The 11,975-nt window shown below is 65.6% G+C and carries 9 protein-coding genes; 8 read left to right on the top strand and 1 reads right to left on the bottom strand.

All coding sequences use genetic code 11. The annotated features are described in order from the left end of the window. The first annotated feature begins 49 nt into the window (after positions 1-49). The gene (locus JQ586_RS21220; RefSeq protein ID WP_212396549.1) at positions 50-640 is read left to right on the top strand and encodes a class GN sortase; all 591 of its coding nucleotides are present in this window, start codon (positions 50-52) and stop codon (positions 638-640) included. Positions 641-802: 162 nt separating this feature from the next. Further along, positions 803-3,025 carry an acetate--CoA ligase family protein gene (locus tag JQ586_RS21215; RefSeq protein ID WP_212396548.1) on the top strand — a complete coding sequence of 741 codons (2,223 nt, stop codon included), beginning with the start codon at positions 803-805 and terminating at the stop codon, positions 3,023-3,025. Positions 3,026-3,145: 120 nt separating this feature from the next. Here the strand turns inward: JQ586_RS21215 and JQ586_RS21210 are convergent, their stop codons facing one another. Next, complete coding sequence (locus tag JQ586_RS21210) at positions 3,146-3,907, bottom strand: trypsin-like serine protease (protein ID WP_212396547.1); 762 nt, start codon at positions 3,905-3,907, stop codon at positions 3,146-3,148. Positions 3,908-4,015: 108 nt separating this feature from the next. Here JQ586_RS21210 and JQ586_RS21205 point away from each other — a divergent pair, with 108 nt between their 5' ends. The 6 genes from JQ586_RS21205 (at position 4,016) to JQ586_RS21180 (ending at position 11,883) form a co-directional block, all read left to right on the top strand. Continuing rightward, positions 4,016-4,648 (top strand): HAD-IA family hydrolase, encoded by a 633-nt coding sequence (locus JQ586_RS21205; protein ID WP_212396546.1) that lies wholly within the window; start codon positions 4,016-4,018, stop codon positions 4,646-4,648. A 161-nt stretch (positions 4,649-4,809) separates the two neighbouring features. After that, positions 4,810-5,757 (top strand): MoxR family ATPase, encoded by a 948-nt coding sequence (locus JQ586_RS21200; protein ID WP_212396545.1) that lies wholly within the window; start codon positions 4,810-4,812, stop codon positions 5,755-5,757. A 7-nt stretch (positions 5,758-5,764) separates the two neighbouring features. Next, a complete protein-coding gene (locus tag JQ586_RS21195) occupies positions 5,765-7,141 on the top strand; it encodes a VWA domain-containing protein (RefSeq protein WP_212396544.1) in 1,377 nt (458 codons plus the stop codon). Positions 7,142-7,272: 131 nt separating this feature from the next. Next, a complete protein-coding gene (locus tag JQ586_RS21190; RefSeq protein ID WP_212396543.1) occupies positions 7,273-8,493 on the top strand; it encodes a DUF2235 domain-containing protein in 1,221 nt (406 codons plus the stop codon). Positions 8,494-8,715: 222 nt separating this feature from the next. Beyond that, positions 8,716-10,584, top strand: a complete 1,869-nt coding sequence (gene recQ, locus JQ586_RS21185; RefSeq protein ID WP_212396542.1) for a DNA helicase RecQ — start codon at positions 8,716-8,718, stop codon at positions 10,582-10,584. 75 nt (positions 10,585-10,659) lie between these two features. Further along, a complete protein-coding gene (locus JQ586_RS21180) occupies positions 10,660-11,883 on the top strand; it encodes an MFS transporter (protein ID WP_212396541.1) in 1,224 nt (407 codons plus the stop codon). Positions 11,884-11,975: the final 92 nt, after the last annotated feature.

Here is an 11,975-nt window from a genome sequence, read left to right as displayed (position 1 = left end):
TTCTCTCAACGGTCATAAGCGAACCCGGAATGACGTCAGAAGACACACCATGCCCCGCTTCATCCCTCCGCTCGCGTCCGCCCTCCTCGGCCTGATCCTGTTCGGTCAGGGCGCCTACATCCACGCCAAGGCACTGCTCGCGCAGGTGCTGCTGGAGCGCGCGTTTGAGGAGACCATCGTCACCGGTCATCCCGTGAAGCCATGGAGCTGGGCCGACACCTGGCCGGTGGCGCGCATCGAGGTCAGGCGCATTCACGTCTCCGAAATTGCGCTCGCCGGCAGCAGCGGGCAGGCGCTCGCCTTCGGCCCGGGTCATGTCGAGCAGACCGTCGACGCCGGTGAACGCGGCGTCGCCGTGTACTCGGCGCATCGCGACACGCATTTCCGATTCCTCAAGGAGGTCGCGATCGGCGACGAGATCGACGTCACGAGGAGCGACGGCAAGAGATTCCGCTACAGGGCCGACGGAAGCTCGGTCGCTCGTTTCGATCAGTCCGGCATCGATCCGCTCACCGATCGATACGAGCTGGTGCTGTCGACCTGCTGGCCATTCGACGCGCTGACATCGGGTCCGGAGCGCTATCTGCTGCATGCGACACTGATCGCACCGGATTCGAGCCTGTCCGAATCGGGTTCCTGATTTCGCGGAAATTTTCGTGACCCGGGATATCTTGTGCGGTGCCCAGACTTGCGCCGGTGTGAGTTGCCACCCGCTTCCCGGAGCCATAAAAACAATCAAAATCGCGTGCCGCGGCGATCGACCGTCGCCCACAGGAAACAGACAAGGATAAGGGCAGGCTCCATGGAAGCTCTCGCAAGCACCGCGTTTCATCCGGCTGCAAAATGGTCGCCGCCAGCCGACGCCAGCGACATCGTCAAGAGCATTCATGCGATGCTGCACCCGCGCAACATCGTGCTGGTCGGCGCCACCGACAAGCCCGGCAACTATGCCGAGCGGATCTGGAACAATCTGATCAAGTACGGATACGCCGGCCGCCTGTTCCCGATCAACGCCAAGCGCGAGGCGATCTGGGGCGTCACCTGCTACAAGGACTTTGTCAGCCTTCCCGAAAAGCCCGACCATGTGCTGGTGCTGGTGCCGGCGCGCTTTGCGGTACAAGTGATCCGCGATGCGGCGGCGGCCGGTGCGCGCTCGGCGACCATCGTCACCTCGGGCTTCAGCGAATTGCAGGACGAGGAGAGCCAGCGACTCGCGGTCGAGCTGAAGCAGGCGATCAAGGAGACCGGGCTCGCGGTCACCGGCCCGAACTGCCTCGGTAATCTGAGCGCCGGCGAAAACCTGTTCACCAATATCGACGACCGCATCGTCACGATGGAACAGGGCGCAGTGGCGATCGCCGGTCAGTCCGGCGCGATCGTGATGGCGATCCGCCAGGCGCTGGAAGATCGCGGTGTCGGCGTCGGCTATATGGTGACGACCGGTAACGAGTCCGGGCTCGAGACGCCCGATCTGATGGCCTATTTCGCTGCCGATCCCAGTATCCGCGTCATCGTGGTTTATCTCGAAGGTGTCCGGAACACCAAGGTGTTCCGCGACGCCTGCAAGGCGGCGCGTGCGGCCGGCAAGCCGGTGATTGCGCTGAAGCTCGGCGCCTCCGAAGGCGGGCGGGCCGCGGCGATGGCGCATACCGGCGCGCTCGCCGGATCGATCGAGACCTTTGACGCGATCTCGACCCGCGAAGGCGTGATCCGCGTCCGCGGGCTCGATGAGTTGATCGAGACCACCGAATGCTTCGTCCACGCCGATCCGCCGAAGGGCAACCGGCTTGCCGCGGTCTCGCTGTCCGGCGGCAAGCGCGGCCTGCTGATCGACGCCTTCTACTCGGCCGGCCTGAATTTCGCGCCGCTCAGCCCGAACGCGACCGGACAATTGGCGCAAATGCTCGGGCCCGGCAGCATCGTCGGCAACCCGCTCGACGCCGGCTTTGCCGCGGTGGTCGATCCCTCCGTCTACATGAAGTCGATCAAGATCATGATCGACGATCCCGACACCGACATCGTCATCATCGACGCCGAGCTGCCAAAGGCGCCGCACGAGCTGCGCGAGCGCAATCTGCGCATCGTCAATGACATGGCGGGCCAGGCCCACAAGCCGGTGATCTATATCAGCGCGATGTCGATCGGCTTCACCGAGTTCACCAAGGGCCTGCGCAAGAGCCTGCCGAATATCGCGGTGATGCAAGGCCTCGACCGCGCCGTCGGCGCGATCAAGTCATTGATCGAATACGCGGGCCTGCGCAAGGAAGTGCCTGACATCGCATCGAGCTCGAAACCGGCCGCCCGTGCCGTGCTGGAGAAGACGCTGAAAGCCGCGAATGGCGCCGCCGCGCTCGACGAGGTCGCATCGAAGAAGCTGCTCAAGGCCTATGGCATTCCGATCTCGAAGGAAGAGGTCGCGCAGACCGCGGCCGAAGCGGTGAAGATCGCCAAGACCATCGGTTTTCCGGTGGTGGCAAAGGTGGTCAGCCCCGACATCCTGCACAAGTCCGACGTCGGCGGCGTGGTGCTGAACCTCGGCAATGCGGCCGAGGTGAAGAAGGCGTTCAACGACATCACCGCGCGGGTGAAGAAGCTGAAGGGCAAGCCGAAGCTCGAGGGCATCCTGATCGCGCAGCAGGTCAAGGCCGATCTCGAGCTCGTGGTCGGCGCCTCGCTCGATGCCGAGATGGGGCCGGTGGTGCTGTTCGGCACCGGCGGTATCGACATCGAGCTGTTGAAGGACGTGGCGCTCGCCGGCGCGCCGATCGATGCTGATGAGGCGAAGGAGCTGATCAGGAAGACCAAGGCCGGGATCAAGATGAAGGGCTATCGCGGCAAGCCAGCGCTGCACGAACCTTCAGCAGTGAAAGCGCTGGTCGGTCTGTCCAATCTGATGGCGGACGCCGGCGGACGCATCGCCTCGATCGACGTCAATCCGTTCCTGATCAACAGCAAGCTTGGCGTCGCGGTCGATGGCCTGATCGTGCTGAACAACGCCGCCGCGAAGAAGGCTGCCGGGCATTGACACTCTCTTCTCCTCCCTCTCCCTCTTACGGGGAGAGGGTTGGGGTGAGGGGCTTTCTCCACAAGTCGGTGCAAGCTAGAAGACCTGTACCCCCTCACCCGGAGGCAGGGCGAGGCAAGGCTAAAACCTCGCGCCCCATTGCCGCGCAGTTTGCATCACCCAGTCGCGGTACAGCGTCAGCGGCGTGACGCCGGTGATGCCGCCGCAGCCGGCGGTGCCGTTCGGCCCGGTCGACCAGCTCACCACGCCGACGATCGCAGGCCCGCTCTGCTTGTCCTCGAACGCGGGCGCGCCGGAATCACCGGTGCAGGCCCCCAGGCCGTCGCGCGTGCCCTGCCCCACGGGATCGACCAGCCGGATCTGCAACGTGCCCGGTTTGCCGGTCGCGATCAGGCCGGCGACGCGGATCGTGCCGCCGCTCTTGCCGTCGCCGCGCACGGCCACGCCGACCCCCGCGATGGTGAAGCGGCCGCCGACCTGGATCGGGATGTCGGGCATGCCGAGCGCCGCCGGCGCCTTGCCGGCGGCAGGCGCCGCCAGTTGCAGCAGAGCGACGTCGGCGGTCGCGACATGATTGAGGATCGCCTGCATCCTGAAGCCAGGATGGATCGCAACGGTCCTGACGTCCTGCAACTTCGGCTGCCGGTCGGCGCCGTAGTCGACGATCTTGTAGTCGGCGCCGGGCTGCACGCAATGCGCCGCGGTCAGCACCACCTGCGGCGCGATCAGTGCACCGGTGCAGAAATTGCCGCGCGAGCCGACGATGGTGACGACGGACCGCGCTACGCCGTCGGCCTGCGGCGCGCCACCGCCGACGATGGCGGCCGCAGGAGCGGAGGCCAGCGACACCAGGGCTGCAAGAATCAAGCGGGAGGTTGTCATCGGCGCAGCAATAGCCCGCGCCGCGGATATCGCCAAGCACCGGATCGGGCTGGTTCTCGCCTCCGATCCATGTTAGCCGCTCCCCCATCGAGCAGGGCAGGACAGGTGATGATCGAAGCAGTGATCTGGGATTTCGGCGGCGTCTTGACCACCTCGCCGTTCGAGGCGTTCACGCGCTATGAGACCGAGCGGGGGATTCCACTCGATATCATCCGCCGGACCAATGCGGCCAATCATCTCGAAAACGCCTGGGCCAAATTCGAGCGCGCCGAGATCGATATCGACGCCTTTGACGAGTTGTTCGCCGCGGAATCCAGGGCGCTCGGCGCCGAGGTGCGCGGCAAGGACGTGCTTCCGCTGTTGTCCGGCGACCTGCGCCCCGAGATGGTGGAAGCGCTGAAGCGCATCAATGCGAACTTCAAGACCGGCTGCATCACCAACAACCTGCCCGCCAATGCGATCGGCAGCCATAGCGGTCGTACGCTCTATGTCGCCGAGGTGATGGCGCTGTTCGATCACGTGATCGAATCCGCCAAGATCGGCCTGCGCAAGCCCGATCCGCGCATCTACCGGATGATGGTGGAGACGTTGCAGGTGAATCCGGGCAATTGCGTCTACCTCGACGATCTCGGCGTCAATCTGAAGCCGGCGCGCGAGATGGGCATGACCACGATCAAGGTGGCGAGCGCTGCGCAGGCGATCGCCGAGCTCGAGGCCGCAACCGGTCTCGCGCTGAGGTAATCCCTGAGCTTCGACGTACTCCCTTCGGTATTGCGCTCGGCGGAAATAGCCTAGAACCATGCGCCAAGCCGATGCCCGTTGCGGGCCAAACGAGCCTTGTGCTTTGCCCGCAACGGGAGCAGAACAGGTCCGAGTTCAGGGTAAATTCGGAGCTGATCCTCGTGGCTGACACCAGGCCCACCGCCTCGATCGAGGCCGTGGAGAGCGGCCTTGCCGCACAAGGCTATATTGCGAGCCGGCAGATCGCGACCGCGGTCTACCTGTCGCAGCAGATCGAAAAGCCGATCCTGGTCGAAGGTCCCGCCGGCGTCGGCAAGACCGAGCTTGCGAAGGCGATCGCCGCCTGGCGCGGCATGAAGATGATCCGCCTGCAGTGCTACGAAGGCCTCGATGAAGCCAAGGCCCTGTATGAGTGGAAGTATGCAAAACAACTGCTCTACACCCAGATCCTGAAGGACAAGCTCGGCGAGGTGCTCGGCGGCGCGCAGACGCTGCATGCCGCGCTCGACCAGCTCCACACCTTCGGCGACGTGTTCTTCTCCAAGGAGTTCGTCGAGCCGCGCCCGCTGCTGCAGGCGCTGGAGCAACCGGCCGGCTGCGTACTCCTGATCGACGAGATCGACAAGTCCGACGCCGAATTCGAATCGCTGCTGCTGGAGATCCTCTCGGATTTCCAGGTCACCATCCCCGAGCTCGGCACGGTCGCGGCGGTGGCGCCGCCGACCGTGATCCTGACCTCGAACAGCGAGCGCGACCTCGGCGACGCCCTGAAGCGGCGCTGCCTGCATCTTCATATCGGCTTTCCCGAGCAGAGGCTCGAGGAGCGCATCGTCGAGAGCCGCGTGCCCGGAATCTCGCAGACGCTGCGCAAGCAGATGGTCGGCTTCATCCACGAGATCCGCACGCTGGACCTCAAGAAACTGCCTTCGGTCAGCGAGGCGATCGACTGGGCCCGCGTGCTGGTGCTGCTGGAGGCGAACGAGCTCAATCACGAGCTTGTCAAGGACACGCTCAACGTGCTCCTGAAGTACGAAGCCGACATCGAAGCCGCGATGCCGCAGGTGTCGTCCTTCATCGCCAAGGCATCGCGGCAAGGCGTGTTCAGCTAGGGTTCGCATGCGCGAGAACCTGCATCGCTTCTTTCGTGCGGCGCGGGGAGCCGGGGTCCGGGTCTCGCCCGCCGAAAGCATCGATGCGATGCGCGCGGTGTCTGCGGTCGGCTTCTCCGATCGCGCGGTCCTGCGCGACACCTTCCTGCTGACGCTTGCCAAGACCCAGGACGAGAAGCGCGCGCTCGGCGACTGTTTCGACCTGTTCTTCAGCGCGCCGGAGCCGCAGCAGGACAGCGCTGAGCAGAGCAGGCAGGACGACCAGGGCGAACAGGGCGGCAACCCGTCGGCCGATGCGCATGGCGACAATTCGGGCGGCGCGGACGACGAAAACGTCGGTCCGCTGGCGCAGATGCTGCTGTCGCAGGACCGCACCGCGATCTCGGCCGCGATCGCCAATGCCTCGGGCGCGGCCTCGCTGTCTGACATCCGCTACTTCACCCAGCGCGGCATCTTCCAGACCCGCATCCTCGATGCGATGGGCATCCAGCGCCTGCGTGACGACATCGACAATCTGACCGCGAGCAATCCGGCGCTCGCCGAGCGCCTGCAGGATGCGCTGAGCGGCCTGCGCGGCACCGTCCGCGACGCGGTCTCGCAGGCGCTCTTGCTCTACGGCCGTGAGGAGGCGGAGAACCTGCGCAACGAGATCCTGCGCAACGCGCCGCTCGCCCGGATCGAGCCGCGCCAGGTCGAGCAGATGCGCGTGCTGATCCGCCAGATCGCCCGTCGCCTGCGCGAGCGCTACTCCAAGCCGCGCAAGCGGCAGCGCCGCGGCCATCTCGACGTCCGCCGCACGCTCCGGCGAAACGCGGCCTGGGGCGGCATCCCCTTCCTCACCGCCTGGAAGCGCAAGCACCGCGACCGGCCGAAGATCGTGGCGCTGTGCGACGTCTCCGGCTCGGTCGCGCGGGTCTCGGATTTCTTCCTGCTGCTGATCCACAGCCTGCACGAGGTGGTCGACGACGTCCGCTCGTTCGCCTTCTCCGGCCATCTGATCGAGGTCAGCCGCATCCTGGAATCCAAATCGCCCGAGGAGGCAATGAAGGAGATCATGTCCAAGGTCGGCTTCGGCTCGTCCGACTACGGCAATTCGTTCGCCGATTTCGAGGACGGCTGGATGAACACGATCACGCCGCAGACCACCGTGATCGTGCTCGGCGACGCCCGCAGCAACAATCTCGACCCGCGCGCCGACATCCTGCGCCGCATCGGCGAACGCTCCAAGCGGCTGGTGTGGCTCAACCCGGAGGGCCGCATGGTCTGGGGCTTCGGTGATTCCGAGATGCCGCGCTATGCGACCTTCTGCAGCGTGGTGCGGCAATGCGCCACCGCGCAGCAGCTCGAGCGTGCGGTGTCCGACATCGTGGCGACATATCAATAGCCTCAGCCGGGACGCAGGCCGACGGTGTCCATCCCGGGTACATACAACTGTCTTCAATTGAAGATTGAATCCTGGTCGCGTTCTGCCCTACGATACGCCCCGAGGCTTCACGGTGACCGCAGGGGTAACGGATGCCGAAAGATATCGTGATCAGTTGCGACGGCACCGGCAACGAGATCGGCGCCAACATTTCCAACGTGCTGAAGCTGTTTCGCGTCACCGAGAAGAACGACCGGCAACGGGTCTATTATCATCCCGGTCTCGGCACGATCGGCCTGCAGAACACGTGGGGGCGCATCAAACAGGAAGTGCGCGGCCTGCTCGGGCTGGCCTTCGGCGCCGGCCTCGACGAGGACACGCTCGGCGCCTACAGGTTCCTGTGCCGGACATGGGAACCAGGTGACCGGGTCTGGATGTTCGGCTTCAGCCGCGGCGCCTATACCGTGCGCGTGCTGGCCGCCTTCGTCCACGTGATCGGGCTGCTGCCGGTCGACCAGCTCGACCTCGCAGGCTACGCGTTCTCGACCTACAAGAAGGCCAGCGCGGATGCCCAGAAGCCTGACGGCAGCTTTGACGCGGCGCCCTTGAAGGAAGCCTGGCATTTCAGCCAGGTCGCCGGCGGCCGCAACATCGACATCGAATTTGTCGGGGTCTGGGACACGGTCGCCTCGATCATCGTGCCGCGGCAGGACAATTTCCTGTTCGATTTGCAGACGCTGCTGTTCACCCGCACCAATTCCAGCGTGAAGCACTTCCGCCAGGCGATCTCGATCGACGAGCGTCGACGCATGTTCCGCCTCAACCGCTGGGTCCAACCGCAGAAATACCGGTCGAACCCGTTCGATCCGTCGACGGAAGTGGAGCAGGACATCCGCCAGGTCTGGTTCGCCGGCGTGCATTCCGATGTCGGCGGCGGCTATCGGGAGGAACGGAGCGGACCATCGAAATATCCGCTGATCTGGATGCTCGCACAGGCCAAGGCGGCCGGGCTGCAGCTGGACCAGCCGATGATCGATCATTTGGCCTGGGGGCTGCCACTGCCGCCACACCAGCGCCAATATGCGCCGCCGAGCGCGACCGCCCCGCTGCACGACTCGCTGAAGGGCGCCTGGAAAATCCTGGAATGGATTCCGAAGAGCGACAGATGGAAGGAATGGCCTGCGCGCAAATCCTTCCTCGGCTTCTATTTGCCGCTGGGCGAGCCGCGGCCGATTCCGGAAGGCGCGCTCATCCATGCGTCTGTCGTGGAGCGCATGGAGAAGGATCCGAGCTATCGGCCGATCAACCTGCCGACGATCCACGAGGTCGAGCCGATGACGCCGCCTCCGGCGGCCCCTGCTCCAACATCCTGACGCCTACGCCTCGATCGCATCCTTGAAGCCGGCGGCAGCGACCAGCACGACAGCGGCAACACTGTGATGATCCCCAGCCGATGGGCCATGCCTGAATTGAGTTTGTGACGGGACCATCGTATTAACGCGTCTCGTTCCGGTATCGTTCGACCCCAGAGGCTCGATCACCGCCTGTTGACCCCAGGACATCCTTACGAAAATCCCGAGACATCCCAGGGGATCATGACCGTCCAGCCCGCCCTTGATCGCGCCTCCAGCCCGCCTCGCGATGCGCTGTCCGTGCTCAACCACGTGTTCGGGCTGCCCGGCTTTCGTGGCGCGCAGGAGAGGATCATCCGCCACGTCACGGACGGCGGCAATTGCCTGGTGCTGATGCCGACCGGCGGCGGCAAGTCGCTGTGCTACCAATTGCCGTCGCTGCTGCGCGACGGCTGCGGCATCGTGGTGTCGCCCTTGATCGCGCTGATGCGCGACCAGGTCGCGGGCCTGACCGAAGCCGGCGTCAACGCGGCGGTGCTGAACTCGACGCTGTCCTATCAGGAAGCCTCCGAGGTCGAACGGCGGCTGCTCGCCGGCGATCTCGATTTGCTCTATGTCGCGCCCGAGCGGCTGCTGACGCCGCGCTGCCTCAACCTGCTCGGCCAGGCGCAGATCGCGCTGTTTGCGATCGACGAGGCGCATTGCGTCTCGCAATGGGGCCACGACTTCCGGCCCGAATATATCGGCCTCTCGGTGCTGTCAGAACACTTCCCGGATGTACCGCGCATCGCGCTGACCGCGACCGCCGATGCGATGACGCGCCAGGAGATCGCCGAGCGCCTACAGCTCACGGACGCACCGCAATTCGTCGCGAGCTTCGACCGGCCCAATATCCGTTACGAGATCGTCGACAAGCAGAACGCGACGACGCAGCTCAAGGCCCTCATCAAGGACCGGCACGCGGGCGAGGCGGGCGTGGTCTATTGCCTGTCGCGCGCCAAGGTCGAAGACGTCGCTTCAGCGCTGAACGACGCCGGCATTCCGGCGTTGCCCTATCATGCCGGGCTCGATGCGGCGGTGCGCGCGCGGCATCAGGACCGCTTCATCAACGAGGACGGTGTCGTGATCGTCGCCACGATCGCCTTCGGCATGGGCATCGACAAGCCGGACGTGCGCTTCGTCGCGCATCTCGATTTGCCCAAGAGCGTGGAGGCCTATTACCAGGAGACCGGCCGTGCCGGCCGCGACGGCAAGCCGTCGACCGCATGGATGGCGTATGGCCTCTCCGACATCGTGCAGCAGCGCCGCATGATCGACGAATCGACCGGTTCGGACGGCTTCAAGCGGGTCTCGATCGGCAAGCTCGACGCGCTGGTCGCGCTCGCCGAGACCGCCCATTGCCGGCGGCAGCGCCTGCTCGGCTATTTCGGCGAGACGCGCACCCATGAGAGCTGCGGCAATTGCGACAATTGCCTGTCGCCGCCGCGCGTCCGCGACGGCAAGGTGCTGGCGCAGAAGCTGTTGTCCTGCGCCTATCGCACCGGCCAACGCTTCGGCGCAATGCATTTGATCGACGTGCTGGTGGGCCGCCTGACCGAACGCGTCAAGCAATACCACCACGACCAATTATCGGTGTTCGGCATCGGACGCGAGCTCAACGAGAAGCAGTGGCGCGCGGTGCTGCGCCAGCTCGTCGCCATGGGTCACCTGCGCGCGGACAGCGACGCCTATGGCGCGCTGAAGCTCACCGAGAGTGCGCGCAGCGTGTTGAAGGGCGAGACGCCGGTGATGCTGCGCGAGCAGCCGGAGGGCGCGCGCGACCGCGCGATCCGGAGCAAGTCGCGCCGCGGCGAGCACGCGCCAGCGACCGACGGCAAAGGCGGCGGCGCCAACCCCGCACTGCATGCGGCGCTGCGCGCCTGGCGCTCGGAGGTCGCGCGGAAGCGCGGCGTGCCGGCCTATGTCGTGCTGCACGATTCGACCATCGACGGCATCGCCGCGGTGCGCCCCGCAACGCTGAACGAGCTGCGCAACATCGCGGGGATCGGCGACAAGAAGCTGGAACACTATGGCGACGAGCTGATCCGGCTGGTGAGGGCCAGCGACGGCTGAAATTTCGCGCCTGGCTTACAATCCATCCAGGCCGGACGTATTGACGGCAGCCACACGCTCCGCCATCCGTGGCGCATGTCCGCACAGAATGAGGCCGCATCCGCCGATCTGTTTCGCCATCCACCACTCTTGCTGTTCGTGGCCTCGCGCAGCTTCTCCGAATTCGCCTACCAGATCGCCACGGTTGCGATCGGCTGGCAGGTCTACGCGCTGACCGGCAGCGCGGTTTATCTCGGCATGGTCGGGCTGGTGCAGTTCATCCCGAGCGCGCTGCTCGTGTTCATCGCCGGACACGCCGCCGACCGCTATGATCGCCGCCGCGTCGTGCAGGCCTGCCAGCTGATCCAGGGTTTTGCCGCAGCCTATCTCGGCTGGCGGAGCCTTGCCGGCAATCTGACCGTGCCCGAGATCTTCTCGGTGCTGGTTGCGTTCGGTGTCGCTGGCGCATTCGGGGACCCGGCCTCCTCCGCGCTGCTGCCGGCTGTGACGCCGGAGGGCCAGTTGCAGCGCGCCACCGCGCTGTCGACCGGCGCCTGGCAAGTCGCGATTGTGACGGGTCCGGCGATCGGCGGCTTCACCTATGCGATCTCGCCGGCGGTACCCTATGCCGTCATGGCGACGTTCTGGCTGCTCGGCGCCATTTGCTGCGGCACAATCCGGCTGGAACGACCGGCGGCCGAGCCGGATCCGCCGTCGCTCGGGCAGCTGTTCGCCGGCGTCAGATTCGTTCGCGACAATCCGGCGATCCTCGGCACCATTTCGCTCGATCTGTTCGCAGTGCTGCTCGGCGGCGCCAGCGCGCTGTTGCCGATCTATGCCCGCGACATCCTGCTTGCCGGCCCCTGGGCGCTCGGCGTCATGCGCGCCGCGCCCGCGGTCGGCGCGCTGCTGATGACTGCGGTGCTGGCGCGGCATCCGATCTCGAGGCGGGCGGGATTGCGGATGTTCCAGGCGGTGATCGCCTTCGGGCTGGCAATCTGCGTATTTGCGCTCTCGCGACAGATATGGCTCTCGATGCTGGCGCTTGCCGCGATGGGTGCGGCCGACACGATCAGCGTCGTGATCCGCATCTCGCTGGTACAGCTTGCGACACCGGACGAGATGCGCGGCCGCGTCGGCGCGGTGAACTACCTCTTCGTCAACGCCTCCAACCAGCTCGGCGAGTTCGAAAGCGGCATCACGGCTGCGCTGTTCGGCGCCATGCCGGCTGCCTTGATCGGCGGTCTCGGTACCATCGCCGTGGCGCTGCTCTGGATGAAGCTGTTCCCGTCGCTGAGGAAGGTCGAGCGGCTGGAGTAGCGTCGGGATACCGTGGCGCTCGCTGCGCGGCATAGGAGCCATTCGCGGCACGGCCACACGCTGGCTTGCGGGCCCCGCCGACCTAGCCCTAA

It is taken from the genome of Bradyrhizobium jicamae (assembly GCF_018130215.1).
In the GTDB taxonomy this organism is placed as follows: domain Bacteria; phylum Pseudomonadota; class Alphaproteobacteria; order Rhizobiales; family Xanthobacteraceae; genus Bradyrhizobium; species Bradyrhizobium jicamae_A.
Note: the sequence above shows the minus strand (reverse complement) of the source record. Positions and strands in the feature narration are given on the sequence as shown.